Consider the following 25,954-nt stretch of genomic DNA (forward strand, 5'->3'; position numbering starts at 1 on the left):
CTCTGGCCCATGGTTCAAGAGCACTTATTGAAGACAGGCTCAGATACAGGGCCTGTTCCTGATCTCGTGCGTTTCATTGCAGGTGACTTCACGCCGTCGATCATGGCGATCTGGCAGGGCGATACTGTTGCCGACTATCTATTGGCGTCGTCTGCGCAGCGTCATGTCTGGCATGCGGTGATTGCTGCATTCGATGATCAGTCACCGCCCCATTCTGAATTGCGCTGGTGGCTTTCCAGAACACGGCGAAAACACCTATTGCGCGAGGCATTCGGCAATTGTCCGCCGGGCATGGTGCAGCTGCTATCCAAACTCGGACCGCGCTCGCAATCTCCGGGTTTCTATCGTGCCGCATATCAGGCGATGAACCGGCGGGACAGCCTCAGCCGCGTATTGCAGCATTCAAGCCGGATCGACCCGCGTCTGGTCTTTGAGATCGCCATGCTGCCGACCGATCCGTTCACCGCACGTCTTGCCAGTCACGCGCTTCGAAGCAATGCGCCGCTGTTTCAGGTCGCCGAAATCTGTTGGCTGGGGCGGCGTGTTGCTGCGCTGACAGGCGATCAATCCGTTCTCAATGCGGTCTCTGGTGCCAGCAGTCCTTTTGGTGTCCTTCGCAAGATGATCGCAGCATTGCCGTTCCCCGAGGCTCCATGGCTGGTTGATGGGCTTGTGCCTGTCAAAACCTCAGCCGAGCTCGCACGAGTGGCTCGCGAACTTGAAAACTGCCTGACCGATCACGATCAATTCTATTCCGCATGCCTCGATGTGCAGGCGGGTGTCGCCTTCTATTACCAGGTGCAGCAGCCGGAGCGCCTGTTGCTGAAGTTCACGCGGCTGGGCCGTCTTGGCTGGTTCCTCGATGAATGTCGCGGTCAGGCCAATCGGTATCCATCACCCCAAGAGATTGAGCAAATCATAGAGCGCTTGTCAGCACGCGAAGACGTCTGGTGCGAGCGGCTGAATTATCAAATTGTCTAGGAAGGATGTGCGGTGAATATCTCGGCGTCTGCAAAGCAATCATCAAGGCGTAGGCAATGTCGTGTCGCGATGTCCGCAGTTCAATTCGAGGCATGGCTGAAACATGTCGGCTTCAGCGATCGTCGCGCTGCAACAATTTTGCAGATATCTAGAGCAACCGTCGCGAAATACCGTAGAGAAGGCGCACCGGCGCATATTGGATACGCTTGTACGGCGATAGCGCTGGGGCTTCCGATGTGGGAGTCTTATACAAAATCAGCCGGCGAATGATGGATATGGATTGGGTAAGACGGCAAATATTGGTGCTGCTGCTCGCAACGGTGTTCGTCGGTCCAGTATCTGCCGGCGACCAATTCGACTGGATTCCGCAGCCTTCTGAGCCGGATCAGGAGCGGTTGGAGGTTGATTTGGGGGAGCGTCCGAAGTGCTATCCGACAAGGGGGGTGGGGATTGCCGAGACCGCAGAGGATTACTATGCGTCCTGTCAATCCGAGCCGGTTGGGGAGATGCTTCGGAGAGGTTTGAAGAAAAGCAAAAATCCGTAAAAGTTGTATATGGGTGTGGGGGTAAGAAAAATTAAGGATTCACAATATTCTATATTTATAAAATAAAAAAATTATCAAAATGAGCGTAGCTCCCCTTCACTGTGTGAAGGGATTTTTGTTTCCTTTTTCACAATTTTATCAATCCCTTCAAAAAAAATCACCTAAAAATTTGGCCCAATCGAGGGTAACAGAGTGGATTATATAGAAACCCAAAAATATCCCGGCTGTTACCCTCGATTGGGTGAAATTGGCATTGGGCGTCTTCAAAATATCAATTCAAAACCAAAGCAAGCATGAGCGCAGCTCATCTTCACGCAGTGAAGATTGTCATCGGTTTCTTTGCTTTATGAAGATTCTGATCTCTCCAAGCGGTTTTATCCATACCTGTGTGCAAGACGTGGCTGCGGAGCGTGGGCCGACCGCGCGCTTTGCGCTGTGGGCAGAAGGGATCGCTCTATTGGTGGGGGATCAGAGTGGTCCGCCCACCACGTTCCAGTGTAGTGGGCGGAGGGTTTCAGTGAACCGGCTCGAACTGAAATGGTTTGGCAGGAGTAAAGTCGGCTGAAACCTCGCCTGATTGAAGCTCAACCATGTCCACACCTAAATCTAACTTCCGCACTCCGGCTTCCTGAGAAAAATCCAGATTCTTCAGATCGACCCAGAAGAGGTTCGGAGAAATCGCAGATTCAACGTAAAACAACTTTTCTTTATGATCGGCTACTACCCGCCAGCGAGTTGTAGACAGGTTCGGCGCCTCTGGGGTGGTAATGCCATAAGGGACAGAAGCGTTTCGGATCACACTCATGGCAGCTGCTGCTGCGATACGCGGATCATCCGACTGAATCACCATGTCGATATAGGTATCGGCACGAGCAAAACGATCAGGAGAACGGGTTGAGCCAGGCAGTACCTCGCGTGGATTGACGTCCCGCCAGTAATCGACCACCGCTAACTGCTGATCATATGTGGGATCATTCGTCATGGTGCGGTATTCAGGGCCGTGGTGAATGACCAGTCTACCGTCGAGCCACTCCAGAATAGCACTGTCGCCGTTGGAGTCCGAGAGTGAAAGGTGCACTTTCGCCAAACGTCCGGGCTGATCGGGTACGTCGGCAGTCACCACGTCAAAAGGGTTGTTTTCCATATCAGCTACAGCTTCAGAAACACTGCCGTAGTTGTCTAGGAAATACTGCGCCCAGATCGCCAGCGACATTTGGGGAGTGGTGCCGTCACTTTCAGGATATTCAGACGCCACCAACCAAAGCATATTGGCTACTAAGCCAGCCTCATTCATTCCATCAACTGTGGAGATGTCATAGCCAGAAACAATCATGCTTCCGTATTTTGACGTCCATGTCAGTGAATTCTCGCCCGCTTCACCATTTCGGGACATGCCGCGCGGGAACACCCAAAGATTGGATAGCATCGGCAAACTCCAGTCCATAGAGCGCGCCGTCAAGATGCGTTTCTCGGGGCCATGATAGACCACGCGAGTACAGGCGTCGGCGATTGGTATTGAAGCGGCTGAGAGTGCGACTGCCAAGGTTAGGCTGCGCCAGAGAGAAATACTTTTTTTTAAAATTCTTCCATCCAATTTAGTGCAGTGACCACACCATAAAAATGGTGGTCACCTTCCGAAATAATGTTGATGGTTGAAGGCATGTTGGTCAAGGGCAGGTGATGGAAAAGAATAACAAGCTACTTTGACAAACGATTTGAGCCTCGGATGCGCCAACATGCGCATATCTCGCATCAATTATATGATCTGATAAGAGCGCGTCTCCCTCGGCTGCGTGAAAGGATTCCTAGGCTCCAGACTCGTTGATTAGAGCCAGAAGATCACTGTTGCAGCGAGAGCGATGGCGGAGAGGAGACCATTGGGCACCTGTCATAGCGCGTCGCAACACGCCGCCAGTCTTTGAGACGCCCGAACATGATCTCGATCCGGTTGCGCCGTTTGTAGCGACGTTTGTCGTATTTGCTGGTCTTGTTGCGGGATCTCCGACCCGGAATGCAGGGGGTGATCCCCTTCGCCTGTAACGCGTCACGGTACCAGTCGGCTTCATAGCCACGGTCGGCCAGAAGCCATTTGGCCCTGGGAAGCTCGTCAAGCAAGGCAGCAGCACCAGTGTAATCGCTGACCTGACCGGCCGTTATGAAGAAACTGATCGTGCGACCATTCGCATCCGATACGGCATGAAGCTTGGTGTTCATGCCGCCTTTCGTGCGGCCGATCAGGCGGCCCACGCCCCCTTTTTTACCCGCAGGCTGGAAGCCGTGCGGTGGGCCTTGAGATAGGTCGCATCGATCATGATCGTCTTGTGCTCTGCAGCTTCAGGCACAGCCAGGCCTTCCATCATCTGGATAAAGATGCCCTTGTCGCCCCAGCGTTTCCAACGGTTATAAAGCGTCTTAGCCGGGCCATATTCCTTCGGTGCATCGCACCACCTGAGCCCGTTACGGTTGACGAAGATGATGCCGCTCAGAACGCGGCGATCATCAACGCGCTGGCGACCATGGCTCTTGGGAAAATATGGCTGAAGACGAGCCATTTGCTCGTCCGTCAGCCAAAACAAATTACTCATCAGTCAGGCTCCTATACGCCCGTCTGAATCACAGCCATTTTTTTAAATCAATGGGTCCTGAGCCTAGAGATGAGCTCGAGCTACGCGGTATTTCGATGTCGTTTGAGAGATGTCTGACCAGCTTCATGGGCAAGTCCATTGAAGACGTAATAGCGACGGCTCGGGGGGGGGGCGATTTGCCTTCGAATTGGAAGGCTATCCTGTACGAGCGTGTGTTTGAGCGTTTGGGGCAGGGGGTAGATATCATCCCAGGAATCCCAGAGCTCATTGAGAGGCTGAAAGCAGCAGATGTCCCATTTTGCGTTGTCTCAAACGGCAGCGAGAAGAAGATGAAACTCATGCTGTCTCAACATGGACTTTGGGATGACTTCAAGGATCAATGCTTCTCCGCCCATACGATTGGGATTGCAAAGCCTGATCCTGGCCTCTTAAGACATGCGCTAAACGCTATAAACTGCACAGCGACCCGTTCTGTCCTTATCGAGGATAGTGAGATTGGGATCAAATCGGCAATCAACGCTAATGTGCCCTGTCTGGTCTACGATCCATCGGCCAGAGACGAGCCAGTGGTCGGCGTCTCAAGGTCGAGGTTTTCGTCTATGGAAGAAATCTCTTCTCATTTGTTTTCGTTTATTAACGCCCACTCGCCTCAGTCAGCAGCCCGAACGGCAGACCACAACACGGAACGCCCGCACTCGGCCTTGGATTACCAAACCCGGCTTATTACGCCCGAACCTTAACCACCGCAATCGCCCGACCCACTACGCGAGATGAAAGCTCCGCGCGTCGGACGATTGCTCAACCTGCGCCATCTGGCGCAAACACCAACCGGGCTCCGGTCGCGGCTGGATGAAAGTTCCGTGGCAGGTCAATGTCAGGACACAAGTGGAAGCAACTTCAAAGCAAGGTGGTAATGCAGGCGCAGTTTCGGTTGCAGCGCCTTTTTGCCTGTCAGTTCCGTGACCTGGGAGATACGATAGCGCACCGTGTTATGGTGTAGGTTCAACACCCTTGCAGTCTCCCGGTAGTTGCCATTGGCATCCAGGAAAACCCGAAACGTTTCGATCAGGTCGACACGGTGTTCCTTGTCATGGTCAATGAGTGTTCCAAGCCATTCATGGACGAAACGGTTCACGTCCGGCTGCATGGAACTTTTCGAGAAAAGCCGATAAAATCCGGTGTCATCATAAAGGAAGACTCCGCTGGTCTTGCTCGTGCTTCGGCCGTGTTCGAGCGCTTGCACCGCCTGCTCATAGGCTCGGTAGAAATGTTCCACCGCCGTTACCTGGCTGATGCCTGCCGACCACAGGACGTCATCAGCCCCGATCCCCTTTAGTCCTTTGTCCACCTGCTCCTTGAAAAAGTCGGGCTGGCAAAGCCCTTCATCATCCTCGGGAGCCATCAGCACAACGCGGTTGTTTGCGATCACCGCGGTGATGGTTTCGCCATGTTGGGAGAAATGCACCCTCAAGGCATTTGATAATCCAAGCAGGCGGTCGGCAGTGGCGTCATGAAACGCAACGACAATTCCCACATAGCGTGCATGAAGATGCCTGCCGATCGCACTGTAACGTGCGGTCAGAGCGGCATAAGTCTGCGAACCCAGAGTGCGGTCGATCAATGAAAGAACCAATTCGTTCTGTCGTTCGAAAATCGTGCTCTGATCGGCCCTGATCTGACGGACTTTCAGGGAGATGAGAACCTTTGCATAGCCCAGATGGTCGAGGTCTTCATTGGTCAGTTTGCGGTTCCGTTCTATCACGACGAGCGTCCCGGTCATTCCGTTGGACTGCTCAAAGGATGTGAAGACGATGCTCGTGTTATGCCCGGTTCTGCGGGTAAACGTTTTGTGGGATTGTATGGTTTCGCTTGGCCAGCCCTCTTCCTCCAGAAGAGCCCGTGCATCGGCAATATCCTTGCTCGGCTCGCTGGGAGCATGCAGCACGAGGCCATCCATCGGGCTGGAAACAATCACCGGATTGGCCAGCAGAGCATTGAGGTCATCAAGCAGATCCTGAAGCGTCGAATCGACCAGCGATAGTTTCCCCATTCTTTCGCCGAAGAGTTCAGATTGGGAAACACCACCCGCCTTCGCCTCGAAATAGTTCGACATGATCGGTGTGATGATTTCGACCCATGCCACATCTTCTGGAACGACAATTATGGGAAAGTTGAGGGCGTTGGCACAGTCGATCATCTTTTGCGGCACGCGTTTCATGTAACGGTTGAGTTTCAGGCCGAGACCCGACGCCCCATGCTCAACGAGTTCTTCGACGAAGTGATCGAGACTGTGGCGCAGTTGCAGCAGGGGGTAGGTCGAAGTCAGAGCGAGTTCCTCACCCCGCAGCCAGCGTACGGCGTCCGGTGCATCAAGCACCGTTGCGGTTTTGACGACCCGGTCCACGCCCTCATGTCCGGCGAGGAGAGAGCCCTCCTGCATTGCCAGCAGGGCCAGAACCTTTCCGATTGTCAACACCATGCTCTTGAAACCCCGCCCCATGCGCAACCCGCACGCACAGACAACCTTACAGAATTGTATCCAAAGTACAAAGAAATTTGCCGGCGTTTCATGATGCTGGTCAATAGTTTTCCGGCTTCCGAATCGATACGCTCCCAGTAGGCTTAAGGGGGGAAGCAGTTGAATCCTAACAATCCGGTGGCATCGCCGGCGCGGCTTGATGCGCTTGAATTTCTTCAGCAAGCCGTGCGCTGCAACACCATTTCATCGACCGGCAATGAGATCGTCCTGGCCCGCATGATCAAGGCGCGACTGGATGATCTTGGGATAGACTGCGAGATATTCCAGGAGAATGAGCATCAGGCAAATTTGGTTGCCACGTTGCGGGGCCAAGGGCGGGGGAAACGGCCGGGTCCACGCCTCGTCCTGAGCGGCCATCTCGATACGGTGCCGATCGGTGACGCCGCATGGACGCATGATCCCTTCTCGGCGGCGATTGAAAACGGTTGCATCTTCGGGCGCGGCACTGCCGATATGAAGGGGGGGCTGCTGGCGCTGCTGTTCGCGTTTGAGAAACAGAGAGACCTCGCGCCAGATCTTTGGAAAGGTGAACTGATTTTCGCAGCCACGTTCGGCGAAGAGGTCGGTGCGCTTGGCGCATCGACGATGGTCAGCAGGCAGCAAATCCCCGGATTTGATGCCATGATCGTCGCGGAGCCGACCGACAACCGTCTGGTCATCGCGCACAAGGGGGTGATGTGGCTTCGCGTGACCAGCTTCGGCAGAACCGCACATGGTTCGATGCCCGGCTCTGGTACAAACGCTGTCGACAAGCTCCATCTGTTCTATGAACGCCTCAAGTCCATCGATCTCGGTCCCACGACGACACCGTTGCTATCGGCGCCCACATTTGCGGTCACGACATTCAATGGCGGTGGTGCACCCAACGTCATACCCGACCTCTGTCAAATGACGATCGACATCCGGACGGTGCCCGGGCAGGACCAGCAGGGCGTTCTGACCCAGGTCGAAGCAATCGTCGATGCGCTGGTCAAAGAAGATCCTGAAGCGCGTTTCCAGGTGGAATGCTCACTCAACCTGCCCGGCTTGCTGACGGATGAGGAGGCCCCAATTGTCCGGATCAGCCAACAGGTTCTCGCAAAGATCTCCCCCGGCGCCGAAGTCGTTCGCGGGGCGCAGTACTTCACAGACGCTTCGGCCTTTGGTGCGCATGGCGATGACATCATCATTCTTGGCCCGGGTGCGCCGGAACAGGCCCATCAAACCGATGAGCATCTCGTCGTCGAGGACTTTTTCAACGCGATAGATATCTACGGAGAAATTATCGCGCAGTACTTCAGCCAAAACTAAAAAAGAAAGGGAACCCATGACTTATCTGGCAAAAACGAAAGCAACGCTTGCCGCCGCGTGGCTTGGCGCGGGACTGACGTTCGCTGCAGGCGCCGCGAATGCGGAAACGACCTTGAAGGTTGGCCATGTCTTTGCGGCAGACCACCCCTGGCAGATTGCTCTGGAGGGGCTGTCGAAGGATGTTTCTGAAGCAACCGGCGGAGAGGTTGTTATCCAGGTTTATCCAAGTTCCCAGCTTGGCGGGGACCGTGAGGTGGCCGAGGGTCTGCAGTTGGGAACCGTCGAAATGGGCCTGTTCGGCACCGGCGCTCTTCAGGTTCTGGACAAGCGTCTCATCATCGAGGAACTGCCCTATGCCTGGCCAACCCGCGAGAAAGCCTATGCTGCCGTGGACGGTGAACTTGGCGATGCGCTCGCAGAAATCCTGGCAGCCAAGAACATCAACACGCTGAGCTGGTGGGAAAGCGGCTATCGCCATATCACGAATTCGGCCCGCCCGATTGAAACGCCCGAGGACCTCAAGGGGATCAAGCTGCGTGTGCCTGAGGCCGAGCTGCGTCTCGATACGTTCCGTGAACTCGGTGCTCTTCCCACACCGATGGCATTCTCCGAGGTCTTCACCTCGCTTCAGCAGAAGGTCGTCGACGGACAGGAAAACCCGCTGGCAACGATCTATGCGTCGAAATTCTACGAGGTGCAGGAAAATCTGGCGCTGTCGGGACATATCTGGGGCTCGGCCATTCTCACAATCTCCAGCAAGGCCTGGGAAAAGCTGACGGATGAGCAGAAGACGATCCTGAGCGAGAAGGCCGAAATCTGGAAAGAGAAAGAGCGCGAGATGATCCGCGCGAGCGATGAGGAACTGCTCGCCAAGCTCGAGGCTGAGGGCATGAAAATCACGCGGCCGGATCCGGCGGCATTCCAGGAGATGGTTCAGCCGGTGTGGGACAAGTATGAAGGCGTCTTTGGGGAAGACCTCCTCGCCATCGTGCGCAAATACTCAAACTAGGTGAACGCGTGTGCAGGCCGGTGTCGCGCCGGCCTGCCGCAATTGGGGCTTCCGCGATGACGCAATACCTGCTTTGCGCCAGACAGCTTCTCGTCAAGCTGGTCCAGTGGCTTCTCATGCTGATGCTTCTGACCATGACCTGCGTGATGTTCGCGCAGATCATCTGGCGCTATCTCCTGCAATCGCCACTGGTCTGGTCTGAAGAACTGGCGCTTCTTCTCATGGTCTGGATGACGTTCCTTGGTTCGGCGCTGATGCTCGAGCGCAAGGAACATGTTGCCATCGACCTTCTGGTTGAATGGCTGCCGCCATCGCTCAACCGGCTGATGCAAATCATCGGTGCGTTTGTGGTGCTCACCTTCAATCTGGCGCTGACTTATGGCGCACTTCTCATCGTTGAAACCGCCAGAGAGGCAATCATGCCGGGCCTCAAGATTTCCAGCGCCTGGCAATATATGGGCGTCCTTATCGGCGGCGGACTTCTCGTGCTCGTCTCCATCGAAGCTTTGTTGCAGGCATTGTTCGGCACCGCTGAAACGCAGGAGCATCGTTCATGAGCATCGTTCTTTTCGTTCTGCTTCTGGGGCTGATCATCATCAATGTCCCGATAGCCTTTGCAATCGGCTTTGCCTGCCTGAGCTATCTTCTCGTCAAAGACATCAATCTCGCGCTCGTGGCGCAGCGTTCGGCGACCGGCATCTATTCCTATCCCTTTCTTGCGCTCCCCATGTTCGTGTTTGCCGGCGTGTTGATGGAGCATGGCGGCATCACGCAGCGCATGATGCGGCTCGCCAACGCCGTCATCGGCCATATCTCGGGCGGGCTTGCTGCGGTCACCGTGGCCGGCAGCGCCCTGTTCGGCGCCCTGTCCGGTTCCGCTATCGGCGACACCGCGGCCATCGGCTCCATCATGATCCCGGCCATGAAGGCCAAAAACTATGCAGCGGGTTTCGCGGCAGCCCTTCAGGGTTGCAGTGGCGTGCTTGCTTCGCTCATCCCGCCAAGCCTGACCATGGTCATTCTGGGGGCGACCGGAAACATCTCGATTGCCGGCCTCTTGATTGGCGGTCTGGTGCCTGGGCTCTTGATGGCATTGTCATTGATCATCGTATCCCTGGTGATCAGCCGCAGGCGTGGCTATGGCAAGGGCGAGCGCGCGACATGGCGCGAATTCGTGTCTGCGGTTTCGGATTCGGTGCTTCCGCTTCTGCTGCCGGTCATCATCCTCGGCGGCATACTGGGCGGTATCGTCACCGTCACGGAGGCTGCGGTTCTGGCCGTGGTCTACGCGTTCCTGCTGTCTGCGATCATCTACCGAGAGGTCAAGATATCGGACCTGCCGGCGATCTGCATGCAGGTGATGCGCATCGCGGTGCCGGTGCAGCTCATCGTGGCGATTTCCCATCTGTTTGTGTGGATCGTAGCGACCGAGCAGATCCCCCAGCAGCTCACCGCATTCTTCGCAGCCGTTGCGCCTGATCCGATGACGTTCCTGATCCTGCTCAACTTCCTGCTCCTGCTGCTTGGCACCTTCATGGAGAGCAATGCGCTGATCATCATTTTGATTCCGATCCTGATGCCGGTGGTCAATCAATATGGCATTGACCCGCTGCATTTCGGCGTCATGTTCGTGGTCAATCTGTGCATCGGGGCCAACACACCGCCACTCGGTGTTACGCTGATGACGGGTGCAAAGATCGCCGGAGTGCGGTTTGCCGAAGCATCACGGGCGGTGCTTCCGTTCCTCGCGGCCATGGTCATCGTGCTCATACTGACAATCCTGTTCCCGAAACTGTCGACATTCTTGCCGAGCCTGTTCCTCTAGACGAGGCCCGTGTGAGTCATTCAGGAGTTTGACGTTGGAAAAGACAGCCATCCAGATCAAGGAAAGCGATCACGTGGCAACCGCCACAGTCGAATTGTTGCCCGCAGAGACCGTCATCGTCTCGGGCATCGGAAATGGACGTCCCCTGAGGGTCGAGGAGAAGATCCCGCGCGGGCACAAGATCGCGTTGCGCGACATTGCGGCCCAGGAGGAGATCCACAAATATGGCGAGGTGATCGGGATAGCGACCGAGGCGATCCTGGCGGGCCATTGGGTGCACGTTCACAATTGCCGCGGCGCCAAGGGGCGCCGGTTCGATGAAATCCACGCGCGAAAGCAGGGTGAGTGACATGAAGTTCAAGGGCTATCGCCGCGCCGACGGCTCGATCGGCATACGAAACCACATTCTGGTCATTCCGACGGTCTCTTGCGTCAACCGTGTGGCGCTCGACATCGCTTCGAAGACCGGTGCGGTCACCTTCATGCATCCTTATGGGTGCACCTTCGATGCCGAGGAAAACACCACCACGGAGGACACGTTCATCGGCCATGGCCGCCACCAGAATGTGGGTGCTGTTCTGGTGGTGAGCCTGGGGTGCGAGACAGCGTCTGCCCGGCGCATCGCCGACGCGATTTCAACGACTGGAAAGCCGGTCGAAATGCTTATCGTCCAGAAGGAGGGTGGTGCCCGCTCGACGCGTGATACCGGCATCGGCATCGTTGAGCGCTTGAAGGGGCAGATCGCGGCCGAACCCGATGATGAAGGCGACGTCAGCGAGTTGATCGTCGCGCTGGAATGTGGTTCTTCCGATGCGTTTTCCGGGCTCACTGCCAATCCGGCAGTGGGAGAGGCGGCCGATATCCTCGTCGGAGCCGGCGGAACGGTCGTCTTGTCTGAGATCACAGAGATGGTCGGCGCAGAACGGGTTCTCTGGCGACGCGGGAAAACCGACAAAATCAAGCAGGATCTGATGACCCTGATCAAGGAGTACGAGATCGAGCTGTCCATGACCACGCAGGACGACAGCGGCGTCTTCATCTCGCCCGGCAATATTGAAGGCGGCTTGACGACCATCGAGGAAAAGTCGCTTGGCTGCATCTACAAGGCTGGCACCCAGCCCATTGTTCAGATCGTCAAATATGGCGAGCGGCCGACAGAGAAGGGCGTGGTCATCATGGATACGCCCGGCTTCGACATTGCCTCGGTCACGGGCAAGGTTGCCGGAGGCGCGCATATGGTGCTCTTCACGACCGGCAAGGGAACGCCGACCGGGTCGTGCATTGCGCCTGTGCTCAAGATCAGCTCCAACAACGATACGTTCAAAGCCCTGCGCGAGGACATCGATCTGAGTGCAGGCGATGTCCTTGAGGGAACCAAGTCACTGAAGCAGGTCGGCGAAGAGATCGTCGAACTGGTGATGGACACGGCGAATGGTCAACAGGCCAAGGCAGAGTATTTCAATATTCAGGAATTCGCCATCCCGAATGTCAGCGTGGTGCGCAAGGAAGTTATCCATCAGAAGCTGGCCGAACAGAACGATTTCCGGTTTCAGCAATGATGAAGCTTGCCTACATGTATGCCACGCCAGACGTGGAACCCGCCAGGGTGACCGCGGTTCAGGGCCCGATAGAGGCGGCAATGAAAAGCATTGCCGAAACGGGCTATTCAGGCGTCGAGCTTCTGGTGTGCGACCCGGCGCGGATCGACCGGCGAGCGCTTGCCACCGCCATTCGCGGTCAGGGGCTCGACATGCCGGCGGTCTGCACCGGCGAGGTTTACGGTCAGGACGGGCTTTCCTTCGCTGATCCTGATGCCAGCCGGCGGCAGAAAGCCATTGATCGCATGATGGCGTCGATGGACCTTGCATCCGAATATGGCGCGATGGTCAATGTCGGTCGGTTGCGCGGCCGGTATATCGATGGCGTCGCGCCACAACAGACGCTCGACTGGATCGGCGCGGCAATCACGCAATGTGCCGCCGCGTTTCCCGATGTTCCAATCGTGCTCGAGCCGGTCAACCGCAACTATGCAAATTGCCTGCTCACCACAGGTGAGACCTGCAGCTTCGTGCGAAGTCTTGGCGTCTCAAGCCTGGGCGTGATGCTCGACACCGCGCACATCCTAACCGAGCAGGAAACGGTGGCCGAAGCCATTCGCGCGGCCGGTGATCTCTTCTGGCATTTTCACATCACCGATTCCGACCGCTTGCCGGTCGGCGACGGAAGCTATGGCATCGACGCCGCCATGGGTGCAGTGATCGATTCCGGGTTCGACCGCTATGTGACGGTCGAGACATTCCAGATTCCTGATGCCGGTCACGCAATCGCTGCCAGTTTCGAGGCGATGCGGCCCTATATCCCCACCCGCGTCTGACGCGATTCATACAGAGGTTTCATCATGAAAATCGTTCGTTTTTCCCATCAGGGAATCACATCCTATGGGCTGCTTGAAGGCTCATCCATTGCCGTCCTGTCGGGCTCTCCCTTCGACGGGATCGAGAAAACCGGCACGGTTGTTCCGCTCGACACCGTGCGTGTGCTTGCCCCGGTGGCGCCAAGCAAGCTGGTCTGCGTGGGGCTCAACTATACGCTCCATGCCGAAGAGTCCGGCGTTCCGGTTCCAGAAGAGCCGATGCTCTTCATGTGCGCGCCTTCCGCGATCATCGCCGATGGCGAGGAAATCCAGATCGACAATGCCGATGACCGCATCGATTTCGAGGCCGAGATCGGCATTATCGTTGGCCGCAGGGCCCGCAATGTCGCCGCCAGCGATGCAGGGGATTACATTTTCGGCTACACCTGCGCCAACGATGTCTCGAATCGGGTTTTGCAAAAGAAGGATGGTCAGTTCACCCGCGCCAAATCCTTCGACACCTACAAGCCGGTCGGGCCGGTCATCGAAACCGACCTCGATCCCGACAATGTCGACATCAAGCTTTGGCAGAATGGCGAGTTGCGTCAGTCGTCCAACACGAACGACATGATTTTCCCCATTGCCCGCATTTTCGAATTCGTGTCGGGCATCATGACGCTGGAGCCGGGCGACCTGATCATCACCGGCACACCATCCGGTGTTGGCCCGATGGCGTCTGGTGACGAGATCGTCATCGAGATCGAGAAGATCGGACGTCTGCACAGCCGGGTCGCCTGAACGCCCGCAAATCGCCGTTGAACTAGCAATGCCCCGTGGGACCCACGGGGCATTGCTTTATCCAGATTATCGCAGCAACGCTGTCGGATAGAGCGCCAGTGCCGGAATGTATGTGATCGCAAGCAAGGCAAGGATCAGGGCGATGAGAAACGGTCGGATCGCCCGCATGAACTGAGCGATGCTGGTCCCCGAAATCCCGCAGGTCACATACATCAGAACGCCCAAGGGCGGTGTCAGCTGGCCGATGACCAGATTGATGATCATCACGATCCCGAAGTGAACCGGATCGATGCCCAGCGTTTCGATGAGCGGCAGCAGGATCGGGACGAGGATGATGATGAGTACCAGCGTTTCCATGAATGTGCCGAGCACAAGCAGGATAATGTTGATGAGCAACAGGATCAGCATCGGGCTGTCCGAGAAGCCGGTCAGGAACGAAAGCAGTTGCTGCGGAGCCTGACCGATGGACAGGATCCAGCCGAATGGTGCTGCGGTCGCCGCGATGACGAGGATCGACGACGTATCGCGCGCAGCGCTTGCAAACACGCCCGGTAGCTCGACGACCTTCAAGGTCCTGTAGATAAGAAGGCCGACGAGGAAAGCATAGGCTGCCGCAATGGCCGCAACCTCGGTCGCAGTGAAAATGCCCATGCGAAAGCCGACAATGATGATTACCGGCATCAACAGCGCCCAGGAAGCCTGGAAGAAGGTCTGCCGGAGCGCCCTGGCTGAAAACGCCGCACCGCGCCCGAAACCGCGAAGCCGTGTCATGATCGCCACCGTGACAACCAGCGCGGTGGCGATGACCAGCCCCGGCACGATCCCCGCCACAAACAGATCGCCGATCGAGACATTCGCCTGCCAGCCATAAATGACAAGCAGGATGGATGGCGGGATGATGGGAGCGAGGACGGCGGCGGAGGCCGTCAGTCCGACGCTGAATCCCTTGTCGTAACCGTGCTTGACCATTTGTGGCACGAACACGCGTGTCGTGGCCGCACAATCGGCGAGCGAAGATCCCGAAATGCCGGACATGAAGACGTTTGTCAGCACGTTGACATAAGCCATGCCGCCCCGGATGTGACCGACCAGCGAACCGGTCAGTGCGAAGAGGCGTTCCGATATGCCCGACGCGTTCATCAACGTGCCAGCAAGGATGAACAGGGGGATGGCAAGAAGCGGAAAGGACTGGACGCCGGCGGTCATGCGCTGCACGGCAATGGTCAGCGGTATTCCTTCAAGCCAGATCACGGCAATGGCAGAGGCCGCCAGCGCGTAGGCAGTCGGCACCCCGACCAGAAGAAACAGAAGAAGCAGCAGAAGCAGGGTGGTGATCATGCCGCATCCCCTTCACCTGCCTGAACCTCGATCGTGCTCTTGAGCGCGTCGCGCACACCGCCATCCAGGCAGTTGCGGATCACATGAAGTGTGGCACACATGCTCGTGACGGGAAGAGCAAGCGTGTAGAACCCGTAGGTGACATCCATCATCGGTGTTCGATCGCCCCAGGTCGTCCGCACATATTTGAGGCCGAAATGGATGACCACCAGGAACACGACCAGGCAGATCAAAACGGCCACCACGGACGCCAGTAATTCATAGCGTGGTGGAAGTATGCGCAGCATCATGTCGATGCGGATGTGCTGGTGGGTTGAAAGGGCCGAGCTGGCGCCGATGAACACCATCCAGGTAAACAGCATCGTCAACAGTTCTTCTGTCCAGGTGATCGGGGAACCGAGCACATAGCGGAAGAAGACAGTCGCGGTCAGAATGACGAAAATCGTGGCCAGAAGCAGCCACAGGGCATGGTGCTCGATCTCGCGCACGCGATTGTCGAGCCATAGAATGCATTGTCTCAAACTGGTCTCCCCCCAACAACAGGACAATGAACACCGGACCGCCGATGCGGTCCGGTGCTGATGGCAGACTATTGCCCGCGGGTGGCGGAGATGTTTTCGCGCACCGTCGTGATCCTGTCCGCACCCCAGCGCTCGGCAAGGGCGGCAAAGACAGCTTCAGTCGTGGCTTCGGCGAACGCTTCGCGGTCCGGATCATCAACGATGGTGACGTCAGCCGTCTCTGCGATTTCCTTCAGCATGTTTTCTTCGGCTCGCTGCTGGAGAAGCGTCATTTTGGCAGAAGCTGCGCCAACCTCTTCCAGAATGATCCGCTGATGGCGTGGATCGAGCTTTGCCATAGACTCCTTGTTCATCAGGATCAGATTGTTCTGAAGCATGTGACGCGACATCACGATGTAGCTCTGAACCTCGTAGAATTTCCGGGCGTAGATGGTCGGAATGGGGTTTTCCTGACCGTCGACCGTCCCCTGCTGCAGTGCCGTGTAGACATCGCTGAAGGGAATGGGCGTCGGTGCAGCACCGATCCCTCGGATCATCTCCACCCAGACCGGGGATTCAGGAACCCTGATTTTCAGGCCGGCCATGTCTGCTGGCGCGCGCACCGGCTTTTCCGAGAGCGTGAAATTGCGCCAGCCCCAGTACCAGATCTTGGTGAGCGGAATGATGTTGTGTTTTTCTTCCAGCTCGTCGAAGGCGGGCTGCATGGCAGCCCCGGAAATCACCGCTTCGGCCTCGAGCCAGTTCTGCCAGAGAAACGGCGCACTCGGGATCTCCATCGCCGGCACCAGCGTGCTGGTGGCTGCCATCGAGGCCGCCGTCATGTCCAGAACGCCGTCGCGCAATTGTTGAACCATCTCGGTTTCCTTGCCGAGCTGCTCGCCCGGGAACACCTGAATGGTGACCTCTCCATTCGTCCGCTCGGCGATCCGTGCGACGAATTCATCATAGAGCTTGCTCGAGATTTCGCCTGCAACGTTGGGATGACCGAAGCGCAATACCGTTTCGGCATGAGCCCCTGTCGCCAACAGCATCGCGGCTGCCACGCAAGCTTGTAGTGTACTTTTCCAGATCATCTGCCCCTCCCGATTGTGATGGATGTTTCGATTGGTAAGGCTGGTAGGTTTCCTCCTCACCCATCCAACCACGAATTGACCCTAAGCGAAAACGCCCCTGAATCCATTGACCAGAGTAATGAAACGGAAGTCTGGATTTTTGTACTCGGCATACAAAATCAGATTGATCAGGCCCGGGTCGAAGCGCTGGGATGCGTTAGGTACGGGCGCGCTGGCCCACAATCCCGCTTGACGCCGGGCCGCGGGTCGCGGATTAATGCGCGCTGCGCGGGTATGATGTAATGGTAGCCTGTCAGCTTCCCAAGCTGAACGCGCGGGTTCGATTCCCGCTACCCGCTCCAGTCCGGCTCAGCCGGTATTTCCTTTTTCGCAGCGCGCAAGCTTGCGCCCGCGCCAGCGGGTGCGTATCTCTTTGCGGTCAAGATCAAGGAGCATTCCGGTGTCGGCACTGACCAGATTTCTGGGCGACAGCCCGCTGCGCGTCATCATCAAACTGCTGATCGTGTCGCTCATCGTCGGCTTCGTCATGAGCGCCTTCAACTGGTCGCCGTTCGATATCTTCTATGCGCTGCGCGACACGGTCGTGCATCTGTGGAACATGGGCTTTGATGCGCTCGGCCGCTTTGCAAGCTACATCCTGCTGGGTGCAGCCATCGTCGTGCCGGCGTTCCTGATCCTGCGTCTTCTCAGCTATCGCCGCTAGGCCGGCGGGAATGGACGTTTCCACGCCGACGCGGGCCGCGCGCCCGTTCGAGGTCACCAACCGGCTGGTCCTGTCGATCGCCGTGCCGATGACGCTCGCCTATCTGACCACGCCGCTGCTCGGCATCACCGACACGGCCGTCATCGGGCAATATGGCGACGCCGCCCTTCTGGGCGGGCTGGCGGCGGGCGCCATCGTCTTCGACGTGGTGTTCACCACGTTCAACTTCCTGCGTTCGGGAACCACCGGGCTGGTTGCGCAGGCGTTCGGCCGCGACGATGTGCTGGAAGAGCAGGCGGTGTTGTGGCGCGCTCTGGCGATTGCGCTCGTCTGCGGGCTTCTGGTCGTCGCGCTCGGGCCGCTGGTCAATGCCGCCGGCGTCCGGTTCATGAACCCCGATCCGCGCGTTGCCGAGGCCATGCATGCCTATGTGGCGATCCGCATTCTTGGCGCGCCCCTGTCGCTGATCAACTACGCCATCCTTGGCTATGTGCTGGGGCGCGGGGAAGGGGGGCTCGGCCTTGGCCTTCAGGTGATCCTCAACGGCGCAAACATCGCGTTATCGGTCTTTCTCGGTCTTTCGCTGGGCTGGGGCATCGAGGGCGTGGCCTGGGGCACGGTGGGCGGCGAGGCGCTGGGTGCGCTGGCGGGCTTTGGTCTTCTGGCATGGCGGTTCAGAAACGGCCCGCGCGTTTCATTGGCGCGGGTGTTCGATTTCCCGGAAATCATGCGCATGGTGGCGATGAACCGCGACATCATGATCCGCTCCTTCTCGCTTCTGGCAGCCTTTGCGCTGTTCACGCGGCAGGGCGCACAGTTCGGAACGGTCACGCTGGCGGCCAATGCGGTGCTGATGAATTTCTTCCTGATCGCCGGCTATTTCCTCGATGGCATGGCGACTGCGGCCGAGCAGCTTGCCGGGCGGGCGGTGGGCGCGCGCTATCGGCCGGCGTTCCGGCAGGCCGTGTGGCTCACCATCGTCTGGGGCTTTGGTCTCGCACTGGCGCTGGCCGGTGTTTTCGTGCTGTTCGGCGACGATCTCGTCGCTTTCATTGCGAAAGCCGAGGATGTCCGCGAGATCGCCAGCGCGTTCCTGCCATGGGCGGCGCTGATCGCGGTCTCCGGCGTGCTGGCATTTCAGATGGATGGGGTGTTCATCGGCGCGACCTGGTCGCGCGACATGCGCAACATGATGCTGCTGTCGCTCGCCGTCTATCTCGTCTGCCTGTTCTTTCTGACGCGCGCTTTCGGCAATTACGGCCTCTGGGCGACGCTGCACATCTTCCTGATCGTGCGCGGCATCAGTCTGGCAGCCATCCTGCCAGCGCGCGCACGGCAGACCTTCGGGAGTTAAAGCAGTTTCGGGAAAAGCGGGAACCGGTTTTCCGTCCGGAACTGCGAAAAACAATGCGTCGGGGCGTTCTCGCGGTTCAGCGAAAATGCCGTAGCGTCTTTTGCCGTCAGGTTTGCGGGCGCGCGTCAGTTCAGGGCGCGCGCGGCCCACTCATCCACCCGCGTATCGCGGATCTGGCGCAGCGAGGCGAGGTTCTCGCGCTGGGCGTAGGCGCTCATCTCTTCGAGGATCTTTCCGGGCAGGCAGGTGCCGCCGAAGATCATGCCGCTATACATCTGCACAAGGTCGGCACCGGCGCGGATCTTCTCGAGCGCAGTTTCGGCCGAGTCCACCCCGCCAACGCCGATCAGCGGCATGGCCGGGCCCACCAGCAGGCGCATGCGCGCAAGCACGATGGTCGAACGCTCAAACAGCGGCTGGCCCGAAAGGCCGCCCTTCTCATGCGCAAGCCGGCTGGTTGCGCCGGTTCTGGAAAGCGTGGTGTTGCTGACGATCAGGCCATCAATGCGCTTGTCGAGCACCTCGTCCGCAATGTCGGACATAGCCTCTTCCGTCAGGTCGGGAGCGATCTTGAGGAACAGCGGCACCGGCGAGCGACGGCGCTTGGCAACCTCGTCGCGTGTCGCCAGAACGCGGGCCAGAAGCTCGGAGAGGTTTTCCCGGTCCTGCAGCGCGCGCAGGCCGGCGGTGTTGGGCGAGGAGATGTTGACGGTGAGATAGGAGGCGATGTCGCCAAAGGCGCGCACGCCCGTCTCATAGTCGGCGATGCGGTCTTCGCTGTCCCTGTTGGCGCCGATGTTGACGCCAACGATGCCGCCACGCCCGGCGCGCTCTTTGATGCGCTCGCGCACGGCGACGAGGCCGTCATTGTTGAAACCGAGCCGGTTGATCAGCGCGGCATCCTCTTCAAGCCGGAAGAGGCGGGGCTTCGGATTGCCGGCCTGCGGCTTCGGGGTCACGGTGCCGCATTCGACAAAGCCGAAGCCAAGGCGCAGCAGGCCGTCCGCCGCCTCGGCGTTCTTGTCGAAGCCGGCCGCCATGCCAAGCGGATTGGGAAACACCATGCCGCCGACAATCGTCTTGAGGCGTTTGCTGATCTGCGGAGGACGGGCGAGGGGCATGCCGCTCTTCAGGGCCATGATTGCAAGGTTGTGAGCGCGCTCGGAATCCATCCGGAAGAGGGCCTGGCGCGCAATCTTGTCGAGCAGGGACTTCATTTGGCAAGCTCTGGAAAGACGTGGGCTCCATCCGCGCCAAGCGGCAGCGGGCGAACCCAGGAAACCGCATCAAGCGAAAGCGGAGCATAGAGATGCGGGAAAAGCGCCCCGCCGCGTGACACTTCAAATTTCAGGGCGTCGCCCAGCGCGTCGGCGTCGACGGCAACGAGAAGCAAGTCGTCCTGACCGGCGAAATGTTTGGCCGCCGTTTCCGCAGCCTGCCCGGCGGTCGAGAAGTGAATATACCCATCGGCAAGGTCGACAGGTGCGCCATGAAACACCCCCGCCTCTTCGGCTTCCTGCCAGAGCGTGCGGGGTGCGATTTTATAGATCATGTCAGCCATGCCTGCGGCTATACTTGTAATGCGGGTTCAGCGAAAGGGTCGAAAAGGTGTTTTCGGGGGATTGCGCCCGATCCCATTTATGGCGCATTCCTTGCTCATGATCCCATCACCAATTGCATGAAAGCGGAGCGGACCAATGCGCAAGACCATTGCGGCCACCGGGGCGCTGATCGTCCTGTCCATGACATCGGGCGCCATGGCGCAGGATGCCGAGCGGTTCCGGCTGGAGCGCACGGAAGAAGGCTATGTGCGGATGGACACCCGCACCGGCTCCATGTCGATCTGCCGCGAACGTTCCGGCCAGCTGGTCTGCTCTCCGGCCGCCGACGAGCGCACGGCCTATGAGGAAGACATCACGGCTCTGCAGGACCGGCTCGATGCGCTGGAAGAGCGCCTTGCCGCGCTTGAAAATGCAAATCCGCAGGCCGCTTCCGAATTGCCGTCGGAAGAAGAATTCGAGCAGACGCTCGGGCTCATGGAACGCTTTTTCCGTCGCTTCATGGGCATCGTGAAGGACTTCGAGGAAGAAGAAACCACGACCACGCCGAACACTCCGGCGCCTGATCGCACCTGATCGCATCTGAGCAGGGGCTGCAAACGCTCCTGACCGTTTTTCAGACCGCGGCCGCGCGCATGAGGCGCAGCAGCATCGAGAATATGAAGAAGCCGCAGCCGACCTTGAGGCTCAAGGCGGCGAAACGCAGATAGATGTCCTTCAATATCGAAATGAACACCCTGGCTCCCGACCGCCCCGCCGGTCGGGCGTCGGGGCTGAGATAGAGCCAGGTCTCGGTTTTCCGGGGGTTCTGCCGCGCGGTTGCGTAGGCCTTCAGGATCAGAATTTCCGACATGATCAGGGTCATCAGCGCGCCGGCGCTGAAGGCAACGACCAGATCAAACGAAAAGCTGAGCATCACCAGACCAATGGCGAGCGCACCGAACATGACCGCTCGTCCGATGCAGAATGTCGCTACCCTGTGGATTTTCTCCATGATCAGCCTGCGGGGTTGTCACCCCTTTACCAGTCTGTGGCATAGGTTATGGGCAGACAAGTAAAACTTCTGCGAGTTCCGGCCCCGTGGCGGCAGCCCTTTGCCACCGTCGAGCTTGAAAATGCGGCTATTCCCCGCATAATCGCGGTGGAGGAGCCGTAGCGGAAGAACACGACAATAATGCTGCGGGCGCGGGAGGGATATTTGGTATCTGGCTATAGATTTCTGGTCGCCGACGACCATCCTCTGTTCAGGGGGGCGCTGAAAGGCGCACTTTCTGGATTGGACAGTGCATGCGAGATACTGGAAGCGGGCGATTTCGAGGGGGCGAAGGCGCTTGTCGATGACAGCGTCGATCTGGTCCTTCTCGACCTCACCATGCCGGGCGTAAGTGGTCTTTCCGGGCTGATTGCGCTGCGCGGCATGAACCCGGCCCTGCCCATTGTCGTCGTTTCCGCTCATGACAGCCCCGAGACCATCCGGCGCGCTCTGGAACTTGGCGCATCGGGTTTCATCTCCAAATCCTCTGGCATGGACGAGATCCGCACGGCGGTTCAGGCCGTGCTCAATGGCGATATCTACACGCCGGCGGACATCGATCTGGGTGCCGAGGGCGATCCGGAGGTCGCCGATCTCATCCAGCGCCTCCAGACGCTCACCCCCCAGCAGACGCGGGTTCTGAGCATGCTGGCCGAAGGGCTTCTGAACAAGCAGATCGCCTATGAGCTGAACGTCTCCGAAGCGACGATCAAGGCGCATGTCTCGGCGGTTCTGCAGAAGCTGGATGTCGACAGCCGCACGCAGGCGGTGATCCGCCTTTCGAAGATCGGCGCAGACACGATCGCAACCGAGGACTGAGGCATTGCTGCCTATTCGGCGGCGGCAAGCATCTGACGGCAGCGCGTGAGCAGTGTGCGCAGCGATGCGGGACGTAACGGCTTGCTCAGCACCATGGCGGTCAGCGCTTCGGCCTGCGCGCGCACTTCGTTCGAGCGGTCGGCGGTGATCAGGATCGCCGGTATCGCATCACCATAACGCGCCCGCAGGGCTGCGATCACGTCGAGCCCGACTTCATTGTCCAGATGGTAATCGGCGAGGATGATGTTGGGCTGTGTGTGCGAAAGGTCGGGCAGGGTGGCCGATCCGGTCGCCGTCAGCACGGTGCAGCCCCAGCCCTCAAGAAGCCTGCGCATGCCATCCAGAATGCGCGGGTCATTGTCGATGCACAGAACGCGCAGGCCCTCCAGCATTGCCTGCGGCACGGCAGCCGACGGTTTTGGCCGTTCGGCGGGTTGGGCCGGCGTCGCGCTCACGGGGATGATGACCGAGAAGCGGGTGCCCTGCTGGCTCTCCGAATCCAGCCGGATTTCCAGATTGAGCACGCGCGCGATGCGGTCGACGATGGAGAGGCCAAGTCCCAGCCCCTGCGCCTGCCGCACGCCTTCCTCCAGCCGCGTGAATTCGCGGAACACGGTGTTCAGCTTGTCGGTGGCGATGCCGATGCCCGTGTCGATCACCTGTAGCTCAAGCAGGCTGCCGCGCCGGCGCACCCCCACCAGAACACGGCCGCTCGGCGTGTATTTGATCGCATTGGAAACGAGGTTCTGCACCAGCCGGCGCAGCAGGTTGCGGTCCGTGTTCACCGTCAGTGTTGAGGGCACAATGGTCAGGTCCAGCCCTTTCTCATCGGCCAGCGGCATGAAGTCTGTGCTGATCTGGCGCAGCAGGCCATCCAACTGGAAAACGCTGGGAGCAGGCTTCAGCGCGCCCGTGTCCAGCCGCGAGATGTCCAGCACTGCGCCGAGGATCGCCTCCACGGAATCGAGCGAGGATTCAATGTTGCTGACATATTCCCGCGTCTCGCCGGCCTTTGCGCGCTCCAGAAGCGACGAGCAGTAGAGCCGCGCGGCATTGAGCGGTTGCAGAATGTCGTGGCCGGCGGCGGCCAGAAAGCGCGTCTTTCCGAGATTGGCTTCCTCGGCGATCACCTGCGCCTGCGCCAGCTCTTCATTCAAGCGGATCAGCTCCGCCGTGCGGTCGGCCACCCGCTGCTCCAGTGTTTCGTTCACGCGTTTCAGCGCCACATCGGCTTCCACGCGCGGCGTGATGTCGGTGTAGGTGGCGACGATGCCGCCATCGGGCATCGGGTTGGTGCGCATCTCGATGATGCGGCCGCTCTTGCGCAGGCGGATCTCCCACGGCATGCCGAAATCGGTAAACCGGTTGAGCGTCATCGTGTAGGCGTCGACGGGCAGCTCGCCGCGCACCACCAGCAGATTGACGAACCGGTCGAGCGAAACACCGACCTGACCCATCTCGTCGGGCAGATTGAAGAGCAGGCGGTATTGCCTGTTCCAGCAGATCAGCTGGAAATCCCGGTCGAAAACGGTGACACCTTCCTCCATCTGGTCGAGCGCGGTCTGCAGCAGGTCGCGGTTGTGCTGGAGCGCCATGGAGGCGTCATCAAGCAGCCGCAGGGCGTCACGGGGCGAGCGGTCGTTGCGCTGAAACAGGAGCGACAGGATAAGCCGCGAGGAGGAGGAGCCGACGGCGCTGGCCAGAAGCTGCTCGGAAAAGCGCACGAGCGCGATGCCTGTCTGGTCGTTGCCGTTGAGCCGTACGCCATGGGTCGCCTCGAACGTGGCGAAGGAGCGCTCGGTGCGTTCGGCTCCCAGATAGCGCGAGATCGTGTCCTTGAGATCGTTGACGGTGACCACCGTGCGGAAGCGGCGCAGGGTCGGTATGGGCCCCGTGTCGCGCGGCACGAAGATGGCGGCCTGAATGCGCTCCAGCGGCTGGGCGGCGCGCGAGAGCGAGCCCAGCACGAAGAACAGCGTGTTGACCGCAAGGCTCCACAGGACGCCATGGTTGAGGGGCTCGGCCACGGTGCCGAAAAGCGCCTGCGGCCTCAGCGCCGGCAGGCCGAAGAGCCCGTCGATGATGATGCCGGTGTCCTGCGGTGCGAGCGACGGGAAAAGCAGCGTGTAAGCCCAGATCGTGAAGCCTGCGCCCATGCCCAGCAGCGCTCCGCGCGCATTTGCGCCGCGCCAGATCAGCCCGCCGAAGAAGGCCGGCGCGAACTGCGCGATGGCCGCGAACGAGATCAGGCCAATGGCGGCGAGCCGCGTGTTGTGGGTGGTTTCCCGATAATAGAGAAAGGCCACAAACAGGATGATGAAGATGGCCGCGCGGCGGATGTTCAGGATGATGGTCGACCAGTCATCCTTTTCGCGGTGGTCGGTTCTGAGCAGCCGGCGCAGGAAGAGCGGGATCACCAGATCGTTGGAGATCATGATCGACAGCGCCACACTGGCCACGATGACCATCGCCGTGGCGGCGGAAAGACCGCCGATGAAGGCGATCAGCGCCAGGGCATCGTGCCCGGCAAGAAGCGGCAGCGCCAGTACATAGAGGTCGGAATTCGCCGCATCCCCGACCATCGCCAGCCCCGCAAATGCGATGGGCAGCACGAAGAGATTGATGAGGATGAGATAGAGCGGAAAGAGCCAGCTCGCCGTTTCCAGTTCGGCCGTGCTGCGGTTTTCCACGATGGTCACGTAGAACTGGCGCGGCAGCATGATGATCGCAAATGCGCTCAGCGTGGTCATCACGATCCAGGTGGCGAGCGAGGTCGGATAGGTATAGGCCTCCTGCACCTGGGGCAGGGTGCTTACCGTGCGCGCCAGTTCCACCGGCCCTTCAAAGAAGAAGAATGTGATGGCCACACCGACCGCCAGAAAGGCGGCGAGCTTCACCACCGTCTCCACGGCCACGGCCAGGATCAGCCCTTCCTGATGCTCGGTTGCGTCCGCATGGCGCGTGCCGAACAGAACGGCGAAGATCGCCAGAAGGAAGGTCACGATCAGCGCCATGTCGCCGACGAAGAAGTCCATGGTCGGCGGCGCGCCATCGTAATGCGTTACCATGAGGCTGACGGAATCCGAGATCGCCTTCAACTGCAGGGCGATATAGGGAACCGTGCCGAAGGTGGCGATCAGCGTGGCGACGGAGGCAACGGCAAAGCTCTTGCCGTAGCGGGCTGCCAGAAAGTCGGCGATGGAGGTGATCTTCTCGGACTTCGCCAGCCGGATGATGCGTTTCAGGATCGGGAAGCCGAACAGGAAAACCAGAACCGGACCGATATAGATCGCCAGGAATTCCAGCCCGCGCTCCGACGCAAGGCCAACGGAGCCGAAAAAGGTCCAGGACGTGCAATAGATCGCCAGGCTCAGCGCGTAGATGAAGGGGCGCGAGCCAAGTCCGGCCTTTCGCGAGGCGCGATTGTCGCCGACGCTTGCAATGAAGAAGAGCAGCGTCACATAGGCGACGGCGATGATGGCGATAACCCAGCCCTGCACTTGTGTGCCAACTCCTCCTCTGAAGGCCACCCGGAAGGCAAACACAGCCACGGGGACCTGTCCAATGCTTCTTTCGGCGAATGGTACTGTCTCATAGCCGAAAATGCAGTTTTTGTTGCACTTTTTGCT

Annotated in this window: 22 protein-coding genes, 1 tRNA gene and 3 pseudogenes; 16 read left to right on the forward strand and 10 right to left on the reverse strand. The window is 58.9% G+C overall.

The window, feature by feature from the left end; all coding sequences use genetic code 11:
* Window positions 1-9 precede the first annotated feature (9 nt).
* Window positions 10-981, forward strand: coding sequence for a hypothetical protein (locus tag DEJ54_RS07670; protein WP_162742234.1), 972 nt, complete (start codon window positions 10-12; stop codon window positions 979-981).
* Between the two features lie 1,059 nt (window positions 982-2,040).
* Here the strand turns inward: DEJ54_RS07670 and DEJ54_RS07680 are convergent.
* Window positions 2,041-3,069: a linear amide C-N hydrolase gene (locus DEJ54_RS07680; RefSeq protein WP_371685965.1), complete on the reverse strand. Its 1,029-nt coding sequence runs from the start codon at window positions 3,067-3,069 to the stop codon at window positions 2,041-2,043.
* Window positions 3,070-3,351: 282 nt separating this feature from the next.
* A pseudogene (locus DEJ54_RS07685) lies at window positions 3,352-4,111 on the reverse strand (IS5 family transposase).
* Between the two features lie 125 nt (window positions 4,112-4,236).
* On the opposite strand from DEJ54_RS07685, the pseudogene DEJ54_RS23695 reads away from it, so the two are divergent.
* Together DEJ54_RS23695 and DEJ54_RS07695 are read left to right on the forward strand one after the other, a co-directional pair.
* Window positions 4,237-4,638 (forward strand): annotated as a pseudogene (locus DEJ54_RS23695) (HAD family hydrolase); the annotation flags it as partial.
* Between the two features lie 129 nt (window positions 4,639-4,767).
* Window positions 4,768-4,964 (forward strand): annotated as a pseudogene (locus tag DEJ54_RS07695) (IS3 family transposase); the annotation flags it as partial.
* Between the two features lie 21 nt (window positions 4,965-4,985).
* On the opposite strand, the gene DEJ54_RS07700 reads toward DEJ54_RS07695, so the two are convergent.
* Complete coding sequence (locus tag DEJ54_RS07700; RefSeq protein ID WP_162742235.1) at window positions 4,986-6,590, reverse strand: PucR family transcriptional regulator; 1,605 nt, start codon at window positions 6,588-6,590, stop codon at window positions 4,986-4,988.
* 159 nt (window positions 6,591-6,749) lie between these two features.
* Between DEJ54_RS07700 and DEJ54_RS07705 the strand changes: the two genes are divergently transcribed.
* The 8 genes from DEJ54_RS07705 to DEJ54_RS07740 all read left to right on the forward strand — a co-directional run bounded on the left by DEJ54_RS07705 (window position 6,750) and on the right by DEJ54_RS07740 (window position 13,925).
* Window positions 6,750-7,940, forward strand: coding sequence for a M20 family metallopeptidase (locus DEJ54_RS07705; protein ID WP_113154057.1), 1,191 nt, complete (start codon window positions 6,750-6,752; stop codon window positions 7,938-7,940).
* Window positions 7,941-7,956: 16 nt separating this feature from the next.
* Window positions 7,957-8,949, forward strand: a complete 993-nt coding sequence (locus DEJ54_RS07710) for a DctP family TRAP transporter solute-binding subunit (protein WP_113154058.1) — start codon at window positions 7,957-7,959, stop codon at window positions 8,947-8,949.
* 56 nt (window positions 8,950-9,005) lie between these two features.
* The gene (locus tag DEJ54_RS07715) at window positions 9,006-9,506 is read left to right on the forward strand and encodes a TRAP transporter small permease (protein WP_113154059.1); all 501 of its coding nucleotides are present in this window, start codon (window positions 9,006-9,008) and stop codon (window positions 9,504-9,506) included.
* Complete coding sequence (locus DEJ54_RS07720; protein ID WP_113154060.1) at window positions 9,503-10,774, forward strand: TRAP transporter large permease; 1,272 nt, start codon at window positions 9,503-9,505, stop codon at window positions 10,772-10,774. Before DEJ54_RS07715 ends, DEJ54_RS07720 begins: the two co-directional genes overlap by 4 nt.
* 34 nt (window positions 10,775-10,808) lie before the next feature.
* Complete coding sequence (locus tag DEJ54_RS07725) at window positions 10,809-11,123, forward strand: UxaA family hydrolase (protein WP_162742236.1); 315 nt, start codon at window positions 10,809-10,811, stop codon at window positions 11,121-11,123.
* A gap of 1 nt (window position 11,124) precedes the next feature.
* Entirely contained in the window at window positions 11,125-12,333 is a 1,209-nt protein-coding gene (locus DEJ54_RS07730) for a UxaA family hydrolase (protein ID WP_245447800.1), read from the forward strand.
* Window positions 12,334-12,413: 80 nt separating this feature from the next.
* Window positions 12,414-13,148 (forward strand): sugar phosphate isomerase/epimerase, encoded by a 735-nt coding sequence (locus tag DEJ54_RS07735; protein ID WP_162742238.1) that lies wholly within the window; start codon window positions 12,414-12,416, stop codon window positions 13,146-13,148.
* A 24-nt stretch (window positions 13,149-13,172) separates the two neighbouring features.
* A complete protein-coding gene (locus DEJ54_RS07740; RefSeq protein WP_113154063.1) occupies window positions 13,173-13,925 on the forward strand; it encodes a fumarylacetoacetate hydrolase family protein in 753 nt (250 codons plus the stop codon).
* A 66-nt stretch (window positions 13,926-13,991) separates the two neighbouring features.
* Here DEJ54_RS07740 and DEJ54_RS07745 read toward each other — a convergent pair whose 3' ends face one another.
* From DEJ54_RS07745 to DEJ54_RS07755, 3 genes are all read right to left on the reverse strand, one after another.
* Window positions 13,992-15,263: a TRAP transporter large permease gene (locus tag DEJ54_RS07745; RefSeq protein ID WP_113154064.1), complete on the reverse strand. Its 1,272-nt coding sequence runs from the start codon at window positions 15,261-15,263 to the stop codon at window positions 13,992-13,994.
* The gene (locus DEJ54_RS07750; RefSeq protein ID WP_113154065.1) at window positions 15,260-15,784 is read right to left on the reverse strand and encodes a TRAP transporter small permease; all 525 of its coding nucleotides are present in this window, start codon (window positions 15,782-15,784) and stop codon (window positions 15,260-15,262) included. The genes DEJ54_RS07745 and DEJ54_RS07750 overlap by 4 nt, the downstream gene beginning before the upstream one ends.
* Before the next feature lie 68 nt (window positions 15,785-15,852).
* Window positions 15,853-16,815 (reverse strand): TRAP transporter substrate-binding protein, encoded by a 963-nt coding sequence (locus DEJ54_RS07755; RefSeq protein ID WP_245447733.1) that lies wholly within the window; start codon window positions 16,813-16,815, stop codon window positions 15,853-15,855.
* A gap of 309 nt (window positions 16,816-17,124) precedes the next feature.
* Between DEJ54_RS07755 and DEJ54_RS07760 the strand changes: the two genes are divergently transcribed.
* The 3 genes from DEJ54_RS07760 to DEJ54_RS07770 all read left to right on the forward strand — a co-directional run bounded on the left by DEJ54_RS07760 (window position 17,125) and on the right by DEJ54_RS07770 (window position 18,914).
* A tRNA-Gly gene (locus tag DEJ54_RS07760) sits at window positions 17,125-17,198 on the forward strand.
* Window positions 17,199-17,296: 98 nt separating this feature from the next.
* The gene (locus tag DEJ54_RS07765) at window positions 17,297-17,560 is read left to right on the forward strand and encodes a DUF6460 domain-containing protein (protein WP_113154067.1); all 264 of its coding nucleotides are present in this window, start codon (window positions 17,297-17,299) and stop codon (window positions 17,558-17,560) included.
* A 10-nt stretch (window positions 17,561-17,570) separates the two neighbouring features.
* Complete coding sequence (locus DEJ54_RS07770) at window positions 17,571-18,914, forward strand: MATE family efflux transporter (protein ID WP_113154068.1); 1,344 nt, start codon at window positions 17,571-17,573, stop codon at window positions 18,912-18,914.
* A 125-nt stretch (window positions 18,915-19,039) separates the two neighbouring features.
* On the opposite strand, the gene DEJ54_RS07775 is transcribed toward DEJ54_RS07770, so the two are convergent.
* The gene (locus DEJ54_RS07775) at window positions 19,040-20,131 is read right to left on the reverse strand and encodes a quinone-dependent dihydroorotate dehydrogenase (protein WP_113154069.1); all 1,092 of its coding nucleotides are present in this window, start codon (window positions 20,129-20,131) and stop codon (window positions 19,040-19,042) included.
* Window positions 20,128-20,475 (reverse strand): DUF952 domain-containing protein, encoded by a 348-nt coding sequence (locus tag DEJ54_RS07780; protein WP_113154070.1) that lies wholly within the window; start codon window positions 20,473-20,475, stop codon window positions 20,128-20,130. Before DEJ54_RS07780 ends, DEJ54_RS07775 begins: the two co-directional genes overlap by 4 nt.
* 136 nt (window positions 20,476-20,611) lie before the next feature.
* Between DEJ54_RS07780 and DEJ54_RS07785 the strand changes: the two genes are divergently transcribed.
* Window positions 20,612-21,049 (forward strand): hypothetical protein, encoded by a 438-nt coding sequence (locus DEJ54_RS07785; protein ID WP_113154071.1) that lies wholly within the window; start codon window positions 20,612-20,614, stop codon window positions 21,047-21,049.
* A gap of 40 nt (window positions 21,050-21,089) precedes the next feature.
* Here the strand turns inward: DEJ54_RS07785 and DEJ54_RS07790 are convergent, their stop codons facing one another.
* Window positions 21,090-21,419 (reverse strand): hypothetical protein, encoded by a 330-nt coding sequence (locus tag DEJ54_RS07790; RefSeq protein WP_245447734.1) that lies wholly within the window; start codon window positions 21,417-21,419, stop codon window positions 21,090-21,092.
* A 228-nt stretch (window positions 21,420-21,647) separates the two neighbouring features.
* On the opposite strand from DEJ54_RS07790, the gene DEJ54_RS07795 reads away from it, so the two are divergent.
* A complete protein-coding gene (locus tag DEJ54_RS07795; RefSeq protein ID WP_222473776.1) occupies window positions 21,648-22,325 on the forward strand; it encodes a response regulator transcription factor in 678 nt (225 codons plus the stop codon).
* Window positions 22,326-22,336: 11 nt separating this feature from the next.
* Here DEJ54_RS07795 and DEJ54_RS07800 read toward each other — a convergent pair whose 3' ends face one another.
* Entirely contained in the window at window positions 22,337-25,825 is a 3,489-nt protein-coding gene (locus tag DEJ54_RS07800; RefSeq protein WP_113154073.1) for a PAS domain-containing hybrid sensor histidine kinase/response regulator, read from the reverse strand.
* Window positions 25,826-25,954: the final 129 nt, after the last annotated feature.

Source organism: Nitratireductor sp. OM-1, from assembly GCF_003296175.1.
Classification (GTDB): domain Bacteria; phylum Pseudomonadota; class Alphaproteobacteria; order Rhizobiales; family Rhizobiaceae; genus Nitratireductor; species Nitratireductor aquimarinus.